The sequence below is a fragment of the Celeribacter sp. SCSIO 80838 genome (genome assembly GCF_056498065.1).
The window spans coordinates 1654457-1670848 of the sequence record NZ_JAZKMA010000001.1 but is presented as its reverse complement, the minus strand read 5'-3'; the positions used below and the strand labels follow the sequence as shown (position 1 = coordinate 1670848).

At 62.5% G+C, this 16392-nt stretch carries 19 protein-coding genes; 1 reads left to right on the top strand and 18 read right to left on the bottom strand.

Features of this window, described 5'->3' with window-relative positions:
- Positions 1-31: 31 nt before the first annotated feature.
- The 11 genes from ftsH to V1475_RS08250 form a co-directional block, all read right to left on the bottom strand.
- Positions 32-1942: an ATP-dependent zinc metalloprotease FtsH gene (ftsH, locus tag V1475_RS08300; protein ID WP_479412369.1), complete on the bottom strand. Its 1911-nt coding sequence runs from the start codon at positions 1940-1942 to the stop codon at positions 32-34.
- A gap of 89 nt (positions 1943-2031) precedes the next feature.
- Positions 2032-3291, bottom strand: coding sequence for a tRNA lysidine(34) synthetase TilS (gene tilS, locus V1475_RS08295; RefSeq protein WP_479412368.1), 1260 nt, complete (start codon positions 3289-3291; stop codon positions 2032-2034).
- Positions 3292-3295: 4 nt separating this feature from the next.
- Positions 3296-4132: a tol-pal system protein YbgF gene (gene ybgF, locus V1475_RS08290; protein WP_479412367.1), complete on the bottom strand. Its 837-nt coding sequence runs from the start codon at positions 4130-4132 to the stop codon at positions 3296-3298.
- A gap of 20 nt (positions 4133-4152) precedes the next feature.
- A complete protein-coding gene (pal, locus tag V1475_RS08285; protein ID WP_479412366.1) occupies positions 4153-4683 on the bottom strand; it encodes a peptidoglycan-associated lipoprotein Pal in 531 nt (176 codons plus the stop codon).
- Between the two features lie 199 nt (positions 4684-4882).
- Entirely contained in the window at positions 4883-6220 is a 1338-nt protein-coding gene (tolB, locus tag V1475_RS08280; protein WP_081423861.1) for a Tol-Pal system beta propeller repeat protein TolB, read from the bottom strand.
- The gene (locus V1475_RS08275; RefSeq protein WP_479412365.1) at positions 6217-7395 is read right to left on the bottom strand and encodes an energy transducer TonB; all 1179 of its coding nucleotides are present in this window, start codon (positions 7393-7395) and stop codon (positions 6217-6219) included. The genes tolB and V1475_RS08275 overlap by 4 nt, the downstream gene beginning before the upstream one ends.
- A gap of 12 nt (positions 7396-7407) precedes the next feature.
- On the bottom strand, positions 7408-7878 hold the full coding sequence (tolR, locus tag V1475_RS08270) for a protein TolR (RefSeq protein WP_066705949.1): 471 nt from the start codon (positions 7876-7878) through the stop codon (positions 7408-7410).
- 1 nt (position 7879) lies between these two features.
- On the bottom strand, positions 7880-8575 hold the full coding sequence (tolQ, locus tag V1475_RS08265) for a protein TolQ (RefSeq protein WP_479412364.1): 696 nt from the start codon (positions 8573-8575) through the stop codon (positions 7880-7882).
- A gap of 135 nt (positions 8576-8710) precedes the next feature.
- Positions 8711-9100: a tol-pal system-associated acyl-CoA thioesterase gene (ybgC, locus tag V1475_RS08260; RefSeq protein ID WP_479412363.1), complete on the bottom strand. Its 390-nt coding sequence runs from the start codon at positions 9098-9100 to the stop codon at positions 8711-8713.
- Between the two features lie 27 nt (positions 9101-9127).
- A complete protein-coding gene (gene thpR, locus V1475_RS08255; RefSeq protein WP_479412362.1) occupies positions 9128-9670 on the bottom strand; it encodes an RNA 2',3'-cyclic phosphodiesterase in 543 nt (180 codons plus the stop codon).
- Between the two features lie 7 nt (positions 9671-9677).
- Positions 9678-10307 carry a hypothetical protein gene (locus V1475_RS08250; RefSeq protein ID WP_479412361.1) on the bottom strand — a complete coding sequence of 210 codons (630 nt, stop codon included), beginning with the start codon at positions 10305-10307 and terminating at the stop codon, positions 9678-9680.
- Between the two features lie 100 nt (positions 10308-10407).
- Here V1475_RS08250 and aroQ point away from each other — a divergent pair, with 100 nt between their 5' ends.
- Positions 10408-10845: a type II 3-dehydroquinate dehydratase gene (aroQ, locus tag V1475_RS08245; RefSeq protein ID WP_479412360.1), complete on the top strand. Its 438-nt coding sequence runs from the start codon at positions 10408-10410 to the stop codon at positions 10843-10845.
- A 3-nt stretch (positions 10846-10848) separates the two neighbouring features.
- On the opposite strand, the gene V1475_RS08240 is transcribed toward aroQ, so the two are convergent.
- The 7 genes from V1475_RS08240 to msrA all read right to left on the bottom strand — a co-directional run bounded on the left by V1475_RS08240 (position 10849) and on the right by msrA (position 16360).
- Positions 10849-11661, bottom strand: a complete 813-nt coding sequence (locus V1475_RS08240; protein WP_479412359.1) for a hypothetical protein — start codon at positions 11659-11661, stop codon at positions 10849-10851.
- An 89-nt stretch (positions 11662-11750) separates the two neighbouring features.
- Positions 11751-12779, bottom strand: a complete 1029-nt coding sequence (gene ruvB, locus V1475_RS08235; protein ID WP_479412358.1) for a Holliday junction branch migration DNA helicase RuvB — start codon at positions 12777-12779, stop codon at positions 11751-11753.
- 3 nt (positions 12780-12782) lie between these two features.
- The gene (ruvA, locus tag V1475_RS08230; protein WP_479412357.1) at positions 12783-13463 is read right to left on the bottom strand and encodes a Holliday junction branch migration protein RuvA; all 681 of its coding nucleotides are present in this window, start codon (positions 13461-13463) and stop codon (positions 12783-12785) included.
- Entirely contained in the window at positions 13460-13969 is a 510-nt protein-coding gene (gene ruvC / locus V1475_RS08225) for a crossover junction endodeoxyribonuclease RuvC (protein WP_066705966.1), read from the bottom strand. The genes ruvA and ruvC overlap by 4 nt, the downstream gene beginning before the upstream one ends.
- A gap of 255 nt (positions 13970-14224) precedes the next feature.
- On the bottom strand, positions 14225-14572 hold the full coding sequence (locus V1475_RS08220; RefSeq protein WP_479412356.1) for a hypothetical protein: 348 nt from the start codon (positions 14570-14572) through the stop codon (positions 14225-14227).
- 106 nt (positions 14573-14678) lie between these two features.
- Positions 14679-15551 carry a 50S ribosomal protein L11 methyltransferase gene (locus tag V1475_RS08215; protein ID WP_434288680.1) on the bottom strand — a complete coding sequence of 291 codons (873 nt, stop codon included), beginning with the start codon at positions 15549-15551 and terminating at the stop codon, positions 14679-14681.
- Between the two features lie 107 nt (positions 15552-15658).
- A complete protein-coding gene (gene msrA / locus V1475_RS08210) occupies positions 15659-16360 on the bottom strand; it encodes a peptide-methionine (S)-S-oxide reductase MsrA (RefSeq protein ID WP_479412355.1) in 702 nt (233 codons plus the stop codon).
- Positions 16361-16392: the final 32 nt, after the last annotated feature.

Genomic DNA, 16392 nt, shown 5'->3' with positions numbered 1-16392 from the left:
ACGCGGTTTCTGTCTAACAGGCTTTCTGGCCTCAGGCCATGGGTTCGGGTTCCATCCCGCCGTCGCCCTTGGGCTTTTTCTTGGTCTTCGGGATCGCCGTCACCGAGGCCTCGCCGGAGCCGCCGGAGCCGCCCTCGTCCTCGTCCGCCTGCGGCGGCAGCCCCGAGATCACGCGTTTGATCTCTTCGCCGGTGAGGGTTTCGTATTCCAGAAGCCCCTGCGCCAGACGTTCCCATTCATCCTCATATTCGGTGATGATGCGGTAGGCTTCGGCATAGCCCTCATCGATGAAGCGTTTCACCTCTTCCTCGATCAGCTCCTTGGTATGGGCCGACACGGACAGACCCGTGGTATTGCCCTGATAGCCCTCGGCGGCTTCCGCGTAGTCGATATTGCCGACCTTGTCGGACATGCCGTAGCGCATCACCATGGCGCGCGCGAGTTGCGACGCCTGCTGAATATCGCCGACCGGACCGGAGGAGACTTCGTCTTCACCGTATTTGAAAATCTCCGCGGCTTTCCCGGCCATGGTCATGGCGATGCGTTGGCGCGCCTCGTCCTTGAACAGTTGGAGCTTGTCCATCTCCGGCAGGCTCATCACCATGCCGAGCGCACCGCCACGCGGAATGATCGTCGCCTTATAGACCGGATCGCATTTCGGCAGTTTCAGGCCAACGATGGCGTGGCCGGCTTCGTGATAGGCGGTTTTTTCCTTTTGCTCGTCGGTCAGAACCATGGAGCGGCGTTCCGCCCCCATCATCACCTTGTCCTTGGCCTGTTCGAAATCTTCCATCGTCACCTGACGACGACCGACACGCGCGGCCATGAGCGCGGCCTCGTTCACGAGGTTCGCAAGATCGGCACCGGAGAAACCGGGCGTGCCGCGCGCGAGGATGCGCAGATCGACATCGGGACCGAGCGGCACTTTGCGGGCATGGACGTTGAGGATTTTCTCGCGGCCTTTGATGTCCGGGTTCGGCACGGTGATCTGGCGGTCGAAACGACCGGGACGCAGAAGCGCCGGATCGAGCACGTCACGACGGTTGGTCGCGGCGATGATGATCACGCCTTCGTTCGATTCGAACCCGTCCATTTCAACGAGCAACTGGTTGAGCGTCTGTTCGCGCTCATCGTTGCCGCCGCCGTAGCCCGCGCCACGATGGCGACCGACGGCGTCGATCTCGTCGATGAAAACGATACAGGGCGCGTTCTTTTTCGCCTGCTCGAACATGTCACGCACGCGGCTTGCACCGACACCCACGAACATTTCGACAAAGTCAGAACCGGAGATGGTGAAGAACGGCACACCCGCCTCCCCCGCAATGGCCCGCGCCAGAAGCGTCTTACCGGTCCCCGGAGGGCCCACGAGCAAAGCGCCTTTCGGGATCTTGCCGCCCAGAGCCGAGAATTTCTGCGGATTGCGCAGGAATTCGACGATCTCTTCGAGCTCTTCCTTGGCCTCGTCGATGCCCGCGACATCGTCAAAGGTCACCCGGCCTTGCTTTTCGGTCAACAGTTTCGCGCGCGATTTGCCAAAGCCCATCGCCCCGCCTTTGCCGCCGCCCTGCATCCGGTTCATGAAATAGATCCACACGCCGATGATCAGGAAAATCGGCAGGAAGGAAATGACGAACGGCATGATGCCGCTTTCTTCCTGCGGCTTGCCTTCGACACTCACATCCTTGGCCAGAAGCTCGCTCACGAGGTTCTGATCGCCCGGGTTGATCGTATATTTCTGGCGGCTGTCCGCGCCGGTGAAATAGACTTTCTCCCCGTCGACTTTGACAGAGGTGACCGTGCCGTCATCCACTTTCGTCATGAATTCGGAATAGGGGACGACTTCCGACGACATGCTCGACTGATTGCCGCCCAGCACCTGAAACAGGGCCAGAACCAGCATCAAGAGCACGAGCCAGAAGGCAAGATTGCGTGCATTGCCCAAAGGGGATCTCCTTGAATGATCGTTCACGCACGCCCAAACCATGACGCGCGCGCGGGGTTCCCTATAAAATAGGCATCATGAGGCCAAGTTCAATGCGATAAAAGCGCTGTGTGGAAACCGCCCTTCGCGGGAACGAGGCGCGCCGACGCCGGACCGTGACCGGCCAGAGGCGCCGCGATCAGCGTATTGCCCACAAACAGCGCCGGAGACGCGATCAGGCTCTCCCGCGGCGGGGCAGTCGCGGGCCGCTCGCCCAGTTGCAACAACCCGTCTTCGCCAAGCGCCCGCACGATACCATCTTGATTTTCAACGCTTTCGACAATCCAGCGCCCATCCCAAAGCGCGCCGGGCAAGGCCACGACCCCCGCCACCGCCGCATGTTCGCGCGTGAGCCGAAAGCTCTCTTTCCCGCCCAAAAGCCGCACGCCATGCAGCGTCGCATCGCGCCCGCGCATCATCGCGGAGAGAAATTCCTGTAATTTCATGCCCCTTGGGCCGTAATCCGCCGAGGAAATCCACCGCAGGGCCGCCTCCACCAGACGCCGGTTCACCTCCGGTGCGCCCTCGGCAAACCGTCGCCGGTCGAGGATCAGATCGCCGCGGTCCTCTGTCACACATTCGAGCGCATGGTCGTGAGTCGCGAAATCCAAAGCGGAACGCACCTGTGACAGGTGGTCCATCACGCGGCCCACCACATGCGCATCGATCCCGAGCTTCGTCAGCTCCGCCATCGCGCGCCGCGCCTTCACCCGCTCATAGGCCTCATCGTCATTCGACGGATCGTCCACCCAAAGCTCGCGCAGCTCCCGCAGATATTGCCGAAGCTCAAACCGTTCCTGCATGAGCAAAGGCCGCACCCATGTGATCCCGTCCGACACCCGCCGCCGCTGCATCCCCGTCAGCCCGTCGATCCCCGACGCGCGGGCGAGGCGCATGAAAAACGTCTCCGCCTGATCGTCGGCAGTATGCGCCAGCGCGATGGTGGAAATCCCCTGCCCCTTGGCCCAGTCCGCCATCAACCGATACCGCGCACGTCGCGCCGCGTCCTGAAGATTGCCGTCCGCCGACTTCCCGGCCCAGTTTAATGTCGTGTGCCTGATCCGAAGCCGCTCGGACACCTCGGCCACGAACCGCGCTTCTTCTGCGGCCTCCGGGCGCAGCCCGTGGTTCACCGTCACCGCCTGAAGCCGCACTTTCTCTTCGCGCGCCCACTCACTCAGCAGATGCAGCAAAGCCATGCTGTCGCCGCCGCCGGAGACGGCCACGGCCAGATGATCGGGTTTCTCGAAGGCAAAGGCGGTGGCCACGAAATGGCGTAACATCGCCCGGTTCGTCTCCACCCCGGTCATGTGCTTACGGGCAGCCGAAGCCGCGCGCCTCCGTCGGAGCCTGCGCCGCGGCGGTCGACCCCGGGAACCGCGCACCGACCTCACTATACATGACACAGGCCTTGTCGGTCTGGCCCAGCTTGCCCAGAGCGCCCGCCAGTTTCAAAAGCGCATCGGGTGCGCGCTCGCCTTCCGGGTTGCCGGAGAAACTGTCGAGATAGGCCCGCGCCGCATTGGCGGTATCGCCCGCCGCCGTCAGAGCCTCGCCCCGCATGTAATGCGCTTCGGCGGTCAGGTAACCGCCGGTGTAGGTCTGGGCAAAGGTGGCAAAAGCGTCGGCAGACGCCTGATACTGGCCTTGGTCATAAAGCGCCTTGGCGGCATCGAAATCGCCCTGCTCGGCCATCGCCAGATCGCTGCCATCGTCGATCCCTGCGGCCGGTCCCGAAATGATCGCATCGGTGGCATTGGTGCTGGCAGTCTCACCGCCCAAAGGGATCAGCGGCGGCAGATTGCCGACATCGCAACCGCTCTCCAGCTCGCAAAGCCGGAAATTCAGGTCGTCCAACTGGTTGGTGCCGTCCTTGACCACCCGGTCGATGCGGAACTCCAACGCTTCGAGCTTCGCCGTCAGATTGGCCAGAGACGCCTCCATCAGGTCGACGCGTTGAAGCGTATCGGCACCCGCGAACTGCGTGTTCGGCGCGCCGGTGGTGGAGAGCTCGCGTTTGAGCTTGTTGATCTCGACGGACAGCACAGCCGCCTCCTGACGAATATCCGCCAGCGTCTGCGCATCCTGCGCCCAGAGAGCACCGCCAACGCAGCTCAGCGCCAGCGCCGCGCCAAAGATCGTCGCTTTCATCGCAAACTCTCCCTTTTCGCTTACATGCCTGCGCCAGCGGCGAGCACGGTCACCGCGCGACGGTTCTGGCTGTAGCAGCTTTCATCCGAACAGACGGCGAGCGGGCGCTCCTTGCCGTAAGGGATGGTTTTCAGGCGCGAGGGGGTCACACCTTGGCTGATCAGGTACTCCTGAACCGAGGCGGCGCGGCGGGCGGAAAGCGCAAAGTTGTATTCGCGGGTGCCCTGTTCGTCAGCATGGCCTTCGATGATCGCGGTGTATCCCGGGTTGCTGTTCAGCCAGTTGGCCTGACCGGCCAGAATGGTGCGCGCCTCATCCGAAACCGTAGATTGGTCCACGGCAAAAAGCACGCGGTCGCCCACGGTCTGGTTGAAATAGGCGATCGAGGTCGGATCGGACACCGACCCGTCCATCAGGCCATTGGCACCGACGCCATTGGCGGAAGAGCTGCCGTTGTTGCCGAAACGGCCGGGGTTGGTACAGGCGGAAAGGCCAAGGGCCGCGACCAGAAGAAACGCGCGGGAGGCTTTGGAGGTCAGAAACTGGGACATGGATGATCCTTTGGGAGGCTCGGAACTGCTCTGGTTTGGACTATAGCAGCCTCCCCTGGACTTGGGGAGGGTGCAGAATTTCACTTAAACGTTTTGCGCATCCGGGCGGCACAGACAGCACATCGGCACTCCATGTCCTCCCGAGACGGGGTCCGACAAAAGTCCGACGCAAGGCCGACGCTTATCCGACAGGCAAATCTCACTTCAACAGCGGCGACCAGGCCGGATCGGAAGCGCCCGCCGTGGTCGGCACACGTTTCAGATTCCGCCCGGAAATGTCGACGGTGTAAAGCGCGCTTTCGCCGCCCGTGCCCTGACTTTCCCGGGTGAACATGATCACCCGGCCATTGGGCGCCCAGCTCGGGCCTTCGTCGAGGAAGGACGCGGTCAGCAGGCGCTCTTCAGAGCCGTCGGTGCGCATCACGCCGATGTGGAACCGACCCTGATTTTGTTTCGTGAAAGCAATGAGATCGCCGCGCGGAGACCACACCGGCGTACCATAGCGCCCGATCCCCGAAGAGATCCGCCGCGCCTCACCGCCGCCCGCGGGCATGATATAAAGTTGCTGCGTGCCGGAACGGTCGGATTCGAACACGATCTGCGTGCCATCGGGCGAAAAACTCGGCGCGGTCTCGATGGCGGGCGTGTTGGTCAGCCGGGTGATCTGCGACGAGGCGATGTCCATACGGTAGAGATCGGTGTTCGACCCCGTGGACATGGAATAGACGATGGAGCGTCCGTCGGGCGAGAACCGCGGCGCAAAGGTCACGGATTCGGCCGGAACCGGCAGGCGCGTGCGCGTCACCGTGCCGACGTCGAGCATCATGATCTGCGGCGTGCCGGTTTCATAGGAGGTGTAGAGCACCCGGTCGCCCGTGGGGGAAAAACGCGGTGCGAAGACGATGTAATGGTCGTCGGTCAGGTACTGAAGCCCCGCCCCATCGTAATCCATCACGCCCAGGCGTTTCTTGCGGTCGTTCTTCGGCCCGGTCTGCGACACGAAGACCACGCGGCTGTCGAAATACCCGCCCTCGCCGGTGATCCGGGAATAGACCACATCGGCCACCTTATGCGCGATGCGACGCCAACTCGTCGTCGAACCGCCGAGTTGCAACCCGGAACCCAGCGGCGCTTCAGCATAGACGTCGAAGACCCGGAACTTGACCGACAGGTTGCCCGCGCTGTCCATACTCACAGCCCCGGTCACCAGCCCCTGCGCGTTGATCGCTTTCCAGTCGGCATATTGCACGGCAGCGCCGAAATTCGTCACCTGCGAGATATAGGCCGAGGACGGGATTTCCCGGAACAACCCGGTGCCCACGAGATCGGCGGCGATCACTTCGGAAATCTGCCGGGCGTAGTCGGCGGCCTGCGGCGTCTCGGCCACAAAATCCGGCAGGGCGAGCGGAAGGGGTTCGATCACCCCGCGCGTGATGTCGAGTTTCAGCGGCCCCGGATCCTGCGCCAACGCAGGCGCAGTGCTCCCCAGGGACAGCGCGGCAACGGCAGCACAGGCAAAAGCGGTCAGGCGTTTCATTTAAACCTCATCTGTTCGGGATCGAACGTCATTTCGATATTGCGCCAATGGGCATATTTTTCCACCGGCAAGGGGAATCCTTTCGCCCCACAGCGGATAATCGCGCGTCGGGCCACCTCGAAAGCGGCTGTCGCGCCCGCCTCCGTGCCTCCCGTGTGGGACAGGAGTTTGATGGAACCGGCTTGCGGCGTGCCATCTTCATTCATCGCGACACCCACCGTGATCACGGTGCGCATCGCATCGGTCGACATCGCACCGACGTTCCAGCATTGCGACACGGCCACCCGCATGCCCTCGCGCTCGCCTGCGGTCAGCGGCGGACCGACCGGGCGTTCGGGAGCGGCAGGGCTTCCGACGCTCTCGGCAGCCAGGGCCGCAGCGGCGGCAGCGGCGGCTTCGGCAACGGCATCCGAACTGTCTTGCTTCGGCTCGGCCTTCGGTTCGGCTGCGGGCACGGCGGGTTTCGGCGTCTCCTGCGCTTTCTCCGCCGCTGCCGCCTGCGCCGCCAGATTGGCCGGGCGCGATTTCGGACGCGGCGAGGTCGACATGCCCGACGGTTTCTCCGCCTCGGTCACGATCTCTGTCGTTGTCTCCTGTGGCGCGGCTTCCTCGACCTTCTCCTCAACCACCTCAGGACTCTCGCTTTCCTCGTTGGCGGCTTCGACCGGCGCGTCGGAAATTTCCGGCTGCGGTTCGGGCGCGGTCACCACCTGATCGGCGATGCGCGGCACCGGGCGTGGCGTCGGTTTGCGATCCGGAATGTCGGGCAGGCCCGCACCCGGATCCTCGAGCGAAATCTCCGGTTCGGCCTGCGGACTCGGCGGCGTCGGCTGCACCTCGACCGGCGGCGTCACAGCCTCCGGCGTGACGGGCTTCGGCTCGGGCGCGGTGGGCGGCGGTGTCTCCGGTGTACTCGGCGAGGGCTTCGTCTCTGCGGGCTGGCTCACTTCCGGCGCGCTTTCCGTTTCCGGCGCGCGCATCTCCGGGGCCACCTCATAGGTGTCGGGCGCCGTGCTCTGCGCCACGAGGGCGGCGTATTCGCTCTCGGAGATCAGCGCCACCTCCTGTACGGACACGTCCGTGGGCTCCTCGGGATGCAGGAACAGCCCCCCGAACAGCACATAGGCAATCAGGCCGATATGGCCCGCGCCGGAGATATATTGGCCCGCGTTCACGCGTTTTGCCCCTTAGTTTCCGGACCCGTCGAGACGCGGCCCGCCCTGCTCGGTCACAAGACCGATGGAGCGAAACCCGCCCGCGTTCAATGCGCCCATCACCTGAGCCACACGTGCGTAGGGCACCGATCCATCGGCGCGCAGGAATATTTTATCGTCCTGACGCTCGGCGGCGATGGCTTTGAGCTTGGTCACAAGATCCTCTTCGGGGGTCTCGTTCGCCATCAAGAGAACCTGCCCATCGGCCGTGAGCGTGATGGTCAGCGGCTCCTGTTCTTCCTGCGGCAGGGCCGTTGCCGCCGTTTCCGGCAACTCGATGGGCACGCCGACGGTCATCATCGGGGCAGCCACCATGAAGATGATCAGCAACACAAGCATGACGTCGACAAAGGGCGTGACGTTGATCTCGCTCATCGCGGCGGGACGACGACGGCGCCCTCGACGACCGCCTCCGCCCGATTTCTGAATGACACCCGCCCCCATCTTAACTGTCCAGCTCGCGCGACAGGATGGTGGCGAATTCGTCGGCGAAGGCCTCGTAGCCGCCAAGGATACGCTCGCTGTCGGCGTTCAGCTTGTTGTAAAAGATCACGGCCGGGATAGCGGCCAGAAGACCGAGCGCGGTCGCCAAAAGGGCCTCCGCGATGCCCGGTGCCACAACGGCGAGGTTCGTCGACTGCGCCATGGCGATGTCCTCAAACGCGGTTTTGATCCCCCAGACGGTGCCGAAGAGACCGACGAACGGCCCGGTGGAGCCGACGGTCGCGAGGAAGGACAGACCTTTGGTCATCTCTTCGCTCTCTTTGGCGATCGCCACATCCATCGAGCGGTCGATCCGCGACTGCGCCCCTGCGATCAGACCGCCATCGGCACGATGCGAGCGACGCCATTCGGTCATGCCGGCAGAAAACACCCGCTCCGGCGCAGACATCGGCCCGCCGGAGATCTGGTCATACAGCTCATCAAGAGGCTCGCCCGACCAGAATGACTGATCGAAAGCCGCCGCCTCGGCGCGGGCTTTTTTATAGGAAATGAATTTCTGGATGATGATCGACCATGACCAGAAAGAGGCCACGATCAGCATCAGCATCACGATTTTCACGGTGAAGGTGGCGCGCATGAAAAGCGCGAGCAAGGAGAAGTCGATCTCCTGCGCCATCGCAAGGGTTTGTTGGTCCATGAACCTGCTCTTTAATCGCCTTTGTGGGCCGCATTTGCACGGCTCTCATCATTACTCTTGATTCTATCGCATCGTCAGGGGAAGCGCCAACACGAACATGTGAGGCGCAGCGGAAATTTGCGAATTTTCGACGGTTTAGTGCAGATTTCGGCGGAGATTTGCCGGAAGTCGCGCCGGATGGCCGGTTGCGGTCAACGCCACGATGGTCACCTGTGCCGAAAACAGCACATCCTCGCCACGTTTGACCACCTGGGTCATCACGATCCGCGCCCCCGTCATGGTCTCCAAAGCGGTTTCCACGATGAGATCATCGTCGAATTTTGCAGGCGCGAGGTAATCCGCCTCGACCCGGCGCACGGCAAAGACAATGCCCTCTTCGTCCTTCAGCTTGACCTGATCGATCCCCAGATCGCGAACCCATTCGGTGCGGGCACGTTCGATGAACTTGAGATAATTGGCGTAATAGACGATGCCCGCGAGATCGGTGTCCTCGTAATAGACATGGACGGGGAATGTGTGGGTCATCTGTCGCCTTTCCTTTTGCGCCCGACCCTATTGCCCGAGCGGATAGCTCGCAAGGGTCTCATAGGTCGCGCCCTCGTGGCTCAGGTGGGACTGGACCATCTCGAAGCTTGCGGGGCGAAATGCGGGTACATGAAACGCGCCGCTCAGCGCGAGAAACCGCTCCAACGCATCGCGCTCGCCAAAGCCGAGGCGTTGAAACCGGCGCAGGGTGACATGCGGGCGGAACCTCTCGTGCGACAGGACGATGCCAGCGGCCCGCGCCGCCTGCCGAACCTTTTTGTGCAATTCTGCGAGCGCCTCATTGGGCGTCACAGCGGCAAAGAGCAAGCGCGGCTTGTCCCCGCCAAACAGATCGAGCCCTTCGATGGCGATCTCCGGCGATCTGAGATGCAGCCCGGCGAGCTCTTCGTGCAGATCGGCCAGAACCTCTTCCGGCTGCTCATCCAAGAAGGCCAGCGTGACATGCATATTCTCCGCCGGAATCGCCCGCCCAAAGCGCGGTCCTGCCGCCAGCTCTTCAAGCCGGTCGCTCAGATCGTCCGGCAGAGCAATGCCGACAAAGGCTCTCACCGGCCTGTCATCCCGCCACGACCCGCGCATAGAGCCTGAGCGCATGCGAGGCATCCCGCGCCGCAGAGGGCAGCATCGGATCGTAGGCCGCACGCAGCACATTGGCCACATCCGGGCGCACCACCGTGCCTTCGGGGGCAACGGCAAGCGGGCTGTCCTGAGTGAATTCCACGTCGGACCAGAGAAGCATCGCCTGCACCGCTTGGCTGAGCGCGATCACCTCTGCGGGCACCTCATCCATCGCGCCGCCCATGCGCACGAAGGTGAAACAGGCCTTGATCGTGCCTTGGTCGTCAAACCGGAAGGCCCGGTATTGATGTGCGCCGCGCTCTTGGAGTGTCGCCACCCGTACCTCCAAATCGGGGATCAGATCGCCCATATGCGGCACATCCAACAGCTCCGCCCAATCGGACAGGAAGAACACCATGAGGTTCGTGCCCAACTCCGGGTCCATTTCCTCGATCCGGTGGCCCGCAATGGCGACACAGGCTTCGATGGCGGATTTCACCGTCACCAGCGTCTCGTCCTCAACCCCGAAGACAACGGGTGAAATCGGCCGCCCCCAGCGCGCAAAGACATAGTCGCCGTTCGAACGGGTGAAAAACGCTTCGATGCGTTCCGGTGTGATCTCGGTCATGTGGCCCTCTCGCGTCTCTTGCCGTCCTTTTGCTACAGCGCGACTTGCGCGGCAACCCCTGCCCCGCGTAACCTCCGACACAGACAAGACGAGGCACATCATGAGCAAGACGATCTACATCCTGAACGGTCCCAACCTGAACCTTCTGGGCAAACGCCAACCGGAGATTTACGGCCATGACACGCTGGAAGACGTCGAGGCGCTTTGTGCCGCCGAGGCCGCAACGCATGACCTCGACGTGGTTTTCGCCCAGTCGAACCATGAGGGCGAGATCCTCGAACTGATCCATGAAGCCCGCGAAAAAGCCGTCGGCATCGTGATCAACCCGGCGGCCTACACGCATACTTCGGTCGCCATTCTCGATGCGCTCAATACGTTCGACGGCCCGGTGATTGAGGTCCATATCAGCCAGGTCCACAAACGCGAGGCCTTCCGCCATCACTCCTATGTCTCGATGCGCGCCGATGCGGTCATGGCGGGGTTCGGGATCAATGGCTACCGTCTGGCCGTGGCGCAGATGGGACACCTTCTGGGCTAAACCTCACTCGGTGTGATCGACAAACACCTGAACGATCGCCTGCGGCAGCGGCTGGTTCTGAGCATCGCCATAAAACCGCACACCCGCAGGCGGCTCAAACTCCGAGCGGTCGATCACAGCCACCACGGCATGCCCATCCCGGCTCATCGCCAAGGCGCCTTCGAGATAGCCGCAGGCATCGGTCTTGCATCCGCTCGCCACAAGCCAATCGCCCTGCCATTCCAGAAAGCTCGCCTGCTCAAACAGCGCCCGAAGATCAAGCAGCCCCACCGGCCCTACGGTCGCCAAAAACCGCCCCTCCCAGGCCGGATCGTCGACCAAAAGCTTCGGATGCTGCCCCTGCCACTCGGCGACCTGCGTAAAGCCCAGCGATTTCGGCGGCCCGAGCTCTTCATGAAGCTCATGCCCCACGAGCCAATAGCGCACATCCCCACTCTGACCCGGCTCCGTCGCCGGAGAGATCACCTCGATCCCGCGCTCCGTCACCAAAGCCTTGCCGTCGTCGTGACAGGTCCCGAACATGTCAGAAACCCAAACCGGCTCGCTCCCGGCATCGACATAGACCCATTGCTTCGGACAGCCCGTCCCTCCGGAGGCCAACAGGATCAGCAACAGATTCCCGTCCTGCGCCGCGATGTCGAGATAATCCACCGTGACCGGCAGATCGACCGGCGCATCCGCGATATAAAGCATATCCGCCTCGAACGGCCCCAGCGGGAGAATTTCCGCCAAGCCCGCCACGGTTTCCACCCGATCCGCCGCCACAGTTGCATAGGGCAAAGCGCTCAGAACGAACGACAGAACGAAAAGACGCATGGCCCCTCACCTCAAAGGAATTTGACCCATTTGCACGCAAACGCCCCGGACAGGTCAAGCCCATCCGTTTCCTTTGCTGCCGCAAATACTCACTTTCCAAACAGGTCGGACTGGTCCGGCGCTTTCGGGGCCTCAAGTCCCAGATGTTTCCACGATTTCTGCGTCAACATCCGTCCGCGCGGTGTGCGCTGAATGAGGCCCTGCTGCAAAAGATAGGGCTCGATCACATCCTCAATGGCATCGCGGCTCTCGGAAAGCGCCGCCGCCAAGGTCTCGACACCCACGGGCCCGCCGCCGTAATTCTCGGCGATCATCCCGAGATACCGCCGGTCCGCACCATCGAGGCCGATCAGGTCAACCCCCAGCCGCGTGAGCGCCCCGTCGGCCAGAGATTTCGTAATCCGCCCGTCGCCCTCGACCACGGCGAAATCCACCACCCGGCGCAAAAGCCGCCCGGCGATCCGGGGCGTGCCGCGCGCCCGTTTGGCGATCTCATGCGCCCCATCCGCATCCGCAGGCACGCCCAAAAGGCGCGCGCCACGGGTGACGATCTCGTGCAGCTCTTCGGTGGTGTAAAACTGAAGCCGGGTCGGGATGCCGAAACGATCCCTGAGAGGTGTGGTCAACAGCCCAAGCCGCGTGGTCGCGCCCACCAGTGTAAAGGGCTGCAACTCGATCCGCACGGTGCGCGCGGCCGGGCCTTCGCCGATCACCAGATCGAGCTCGAAATCCTCCATCGCCGGGTAAAGCACCTCTTCGACCACCGGGTTCATCCGGTGAATCTCGTCGATGAACAACACATCGCGGGCCTCAAGGTTCGTCAGGATCGCCGCCAGATCGCCCGCTTTCGCCAGAACCGGCCCGGAGGTCATTTTGAAATTCACGCCCAGCTCGCGCGCCATAATCTGCGCCAGTGTGGTTTTGCCCAGCCCCGGCGGACCGTGGAACAGCACATGATCCATCGCCTCTTCGCGCATCCGGGCGCTCTCGATAAACACGCGCAGGTTGGCGCGGGCTTCCTGTTGGCCGATGAATTCCTCAAGCGCCTGCGGACGCAGGGCGCGGTCGGCATCCTGCGGCTGGCGCTCGGGGCGCAATGTGGGATCCGGGTGGTCCATCTCTTACCCTTTCGGCGCCAGCAGCCGCAGCGCCGCTCTGATCAGGCCGGACGTGTCCGCCTCGGGCGCGTCCTGCGCCGCCTGCGCCACGGCCCCAGCGGCATCAGAGGGAGAATAGCCGAGGTTTTGCAGCGCCGAAAGCGCTTCGGCCTCGGCACTTGCGTTTGCCTTCGGAGCAACTTTCTTCTGCACAGGTTTTGCAGAGGGCGCGGCCCCTTCGATCACCTCACCCACATCCGGCGCGGCCAAAGCCTCGGACAGTTTCCCGCCCATCGACATCACCACAGGCGCCTTGTCCTTCAACTCATTGACCACCCGCTGCGCGATCTTCGGCCCGACCCCCGGTGCAGCCTTGATCGCCGTCCAGTCGCCCAAAGCAATCGCGCGGCCCGTGGCCTCCGGCCCCAAAGTGCCCAAAATCGCCATCGCGGCTTTCGACCCGATGCCCTGCACCGAAATCAAAAGGCGATACCATTCTTTTTCCAGCAGCGAGGTAAAACCAAAAAGCTGCAACAAATCCTCGCGCACCAGCATGTCGGTATAGAGCGACACCGGCGCGCCCTGCCCCGGCAAAGACATACGCGTGCGCTCAGACAGATAGACGATATAGCCGACACCGCGCACGTCGATCAGGACGTGATCCGTGCCAATGTAGTCGATGACGCCGGTGAGTTTACCGATCATGAAGCGGCCTTTCTAAGCGCGTCTTGCAGCCGCGAAGAGGATTGCGCGTGATAGGAATGTGTGATCGCGATGGCCAAGGCATCGACCGCGTCCGGACCTTCGAGTTTCGCGCCGGGAAGTTGCAGCTTGATCATATGTTCGACCTGTTGCTTGGCGGCGTGACCAACGCCCACGACGGTTTTTTTCACCGCATTCGGGGCATATTCGCCGATGGGAATCCCCGCCCGCGCCGGGACCAGCAAAGCCACCGAGCGCGCCTGCCCGAGTTTCAGCGTCGCAACGGCGTCTTTGTTGACAAAGGTCTGCTCGACGGCGGCGCTGTCGGGGCGGTAGGTTTCGACGATGGCCGTGAGTTGATCGAACAGCGACAAAAGTCGCGTGGCGAGATCGTCGGAAGAGGCCGAGCGGCAAATGCCGTTGGCAACATGGCTGATACGGGGGCCCGCGACATCAATGATGCCCCACCCCATATTGCGCAACCCGGGGTCGATGCCCATCACACGCATGATCTCACCTGCTCGTTTTATTCATTAAGAATGAGTTAGCACGAAACGAGAACATTTGCCAAGGCCGGTTTCTGCGGCCCCTCGTTTCGACAGAAGCGCTGATGCGCCACCAGAGGGGCGATTTACGCGACTGAAGAACCTTCCGTCTGAGGGCAGAAAAGTGAAAACCCGCACCGGAGGGCGGTGCGGGTTTTGACGTGGCAGGGATCGGACGACATGGAGGGAAACAGCCATCCGACCCCCGGTGAATATTTCTCAACTCAGAAGCATCTTGCCCTGAAGCGCCAGCCAGACGGTGATCTGATCGGCATGCATGACCCAGGCCGCGACACGCTCAATCGCCGTCCCCTGCGCCAGCTCCTCAACCCGCATCGCATAGGACGCGGCACCGAGGCTCGCATAAAGCGCCGCCTTGAAGGCGATCACACCGGCAAGGGCGAAAAACACCAGATAGAGCGGCCGCCGCACCCCGCGGCGACGCGGGCGGGCAATGATGAGACCATCCTGGTTAACCGAATAAACCACGCCACGCTTGAGCGCACGCCTGCGCGCCTCAATGCGGGTGAGCCGTTTTTCCAATTGCTGCGAACCGGCGTAAGCCATAGCAGCCTCCTCGTGAACATCGGCCCCCACCGACTGAGACATTCTTGCGACGAACTGTGGCAGAATTGGGGCAAACGGGGCGAGAAGGAGGTTTTTGCCTTTGATTTTAGGCAGTTCGCACCATCGTTAGCGTCGTCCAGTCAACAATCTCCTGGCGCTCCACAAGATTAAATCCGGAGCGTGTATAAACCTCGACGACCTCATCGGCCTGCGGATTGAGAATCCCGGAGAGAATCACATGCCCGCCCGGTCGCACGTTCGCCGCCATGTCGGGAGCGAGCGCCACCAGAGGTCCCTTGAGGATATTGGCGAAGACCAGATCGAAGGGGGCTTTCTCGGACAGAACCGGGTGATTGAACCCGGCAGCTTCGAGACAGATCACCCGCCCGGCAAGATCATTGGCGCGCACGTTGCTTTCGGCCACCTCAACGGCCACCTCGTCAATGTCCGAGGCATAGACCGTCTTGTCAGAGATTTTCGCCGCCGCCATCGCGAGCACAGCGGTGCCGCAGCCGATGTCGGCCACATTGTCGAATGTCTTGCCTTCCGCCATCAGGTGATCGAGCGCCTTCAAACATCCAAGCGTGGTGCCATGATGCCCGGTGCCGAAGGCCATAGCGGCTTCGATCAGAAGGCCGATCTTGTCGGCGGGCAGCGTGTCGGCATCGTGCGAGCCATAGACATAGAAGCGACCGGCCTCCACAGGGGCCAGATCGCGGCGCACCTTGGCGACCCAATCGGTTTCCGGCAGTTCGGAGATGACGAAATCCGGTGCACCGTTGGCCTTGGCCAGAAGCGCCAGAGCAATCTCGTCGGGGGCTTCGGTGAAATAGGCGCCGACCTCCCAGAGCCCCGATCCGTCCTCGATCTCGAAGACGCCTACGCCGGTCGGTTCCGGATCGAGAAATTCGAGCGCGTCGCCGATGGCTTCGGCGGGGGCTTTGCCCTTGGTCTTGGTGAAAGCGGTAAAGGTCGGCATGGCGGCACTCCGGACTTGGGTTTCCCCTAGGAGGTTTTCCCTGGGTGGTTTCCCCTGCCTTAGCTGCCCGGCGGGATTTTCACAACCCGCCGCCGGTTCTGGCCGAATTACGCGGGACTGTCGGGCCGCTCCATCTCTTCGTTCCACTGCACGGAACGCTCCATCGACAGTCCGACCGGACAGCTCACCCCGGTACCTCCAATACCGCAATAGCCGTTCGGGTTCTTCGCGAGATATTGCTGATGATAGTCCTCCGCAAAGTAGAACGCACCCGCAGGCAAAACCTCGGTCGTGATCGCGCCAAAGCCCTTGTCCTGCAACAACACGTTATAGCCCGCAAGGCTGGCCTCGGCCTCTTTGCGCTGCGCGTCCGTCGTGACGTAGATCCCGGAGCGGTACTGCGTGCCCCGGTCGTTGCCCTGACGCATGCCCTGGGTCGGATCGTGGTTTTCCCAGAAGGTTTTCAAAAGCGTCGCGTAACTCACCTTTGTGGGATCGTAGACCACGCGCACCACCTCGTTGTGGCCGGTCTTGCCGGAGCAAACTTCCTCATAGGTCGGGTTCGGCGTATAGCCCGCCGTATAGCCCGCCGCCGTGTTCACCACGCCCGGCACCTGCCAGAAGATGCGCTCGACGCCCCAGAAACAGCCCATGCCAAAGATCGCCTCCGCGCAGCCCTCGGGCACCGACGCCTTGAGCGGCACATGAAGCACAAAATGCTCTTCCGCCGTGGGGATCGCATCGGGACGGCCCGACAGCGCCTCATCGGGCGTGGGCATGGTCAGTTTCTTGGTCAGAGCGGCAAACATGGCAGGTCTCCGTATGTGCGGTTTCCGCTCAA

Excerpts from the sequence above, each read along its gene's own strand:
- tilS (WP_479412368.1), bottom strand. The coding sequence starts at position 3,291 with ATGACCGGGGTGGAGACGAACCGGGCGATGTTACGCCATTTCGTGGCC.
- ybgF (WP_479412367.1), bottom strand. The coding sequence starts at position 4,132 with ATGAAAGCGACGATCTTTGGCGCGGCGCTGGCGCTGAGCTGCGTTGGC.
- pal (WP_479412366.1), bottom strand. The coding sequence starts at position 4,683 with ATGTCCCAGTTTCTGACCTCCAAAGCCTCCCGCGCGTTTCTTCTGGTC.
- tolB (WP_081423861.1), bottom strand. The coding sequence starts at position 6,220 with ATGAAACGCCTGACCGCTTTTGCCTGTGCTGCCGTTGCCGCGCTGTCC.
- tolR (WP_066705949.1), bottom strand. The coding sequence starts at position 7,878 with ATGGGGGCGGGTGTCATTCAGAAATCGGGCGGAGGCGGTCGTCGAGGG.
- tolQ (WP_479412364.1), bottom strand. The coding sequence starts at position 8,575 with ATGGACCAACAAACCCTTGCGATGGCGCAGGAGATCGACTTCTCCTTG.
- ybgC (WP_479412363.1), bottom strand. The coding sequence starts at position 9,100 with ATGACCCACACATTCCCCGTCCATGTCTATTACGAGGACACCGATCTC.
- V1475_RS08250 (WP_479412361.1), bottom strand. The coding sequence starts at position 10,307 with ATGACCGAGATCACACCGGAACGCATCGAAGCGTTTTTCACCCGTTCG.
- aroQ (WP_479412360.1), top strand. The coding sequence starts at position 10,408 with ATGAGCAAGACGATCTACATCCTGAACGGTCCCAACCTGAACCTTCTG.
- V1475_RS08240 (WP_479412359.1), bottom strand. The coding sequence starts at position 11,661 with ATGCGTCTTTTCGTTCTGTCGTTCGTTCTGAGCGCTTTGCCCTATGCA.
- ruvB (WP_479412358.1), bottom strand. The coding sequence starts at position 12,779 with ATGGACCACCCGGATCCCACATTGCGCCCCGAGCGCCAGCCGCAGGAT.
- ruvA (WP_479412357.1), bottom strand. The coding sequence starts at position 13,463 with ATGATCGGTAAACTCACCGGCGTCATCGACTACATTGGCACGGATCAC.
- ruvC (WP_066705966.1), bottom strand. The coding sequence starts at position 13,969 with ATGCGTGTGATGGGCATCGACCCCGGGTTGCGCAATATGGGGTGGGGC.
- V1475_RS08220 (WP_479412356.1), bottom strand. The coding sequence starts at position 14,572 with ATGGCTTACGCCGGTTCGCAGCAATTGGAAAAACGGCTCACCCGCATT.
- V1475_RS08215 (WP_434288680.1), bottom strand. The coding sequence starts at position 15,551 with ATGCCGACCTTTACCGCTTTCACCAAGACCAAGGGCAAAGCCCCCGCC.
- msrA (WP_479412355.1), bottom strand. The coding sequence starts at position 16,360 with ATGTTTGCCGCTCTGACCAAGAAACTGACCATGCCCACGCCCGATGAG.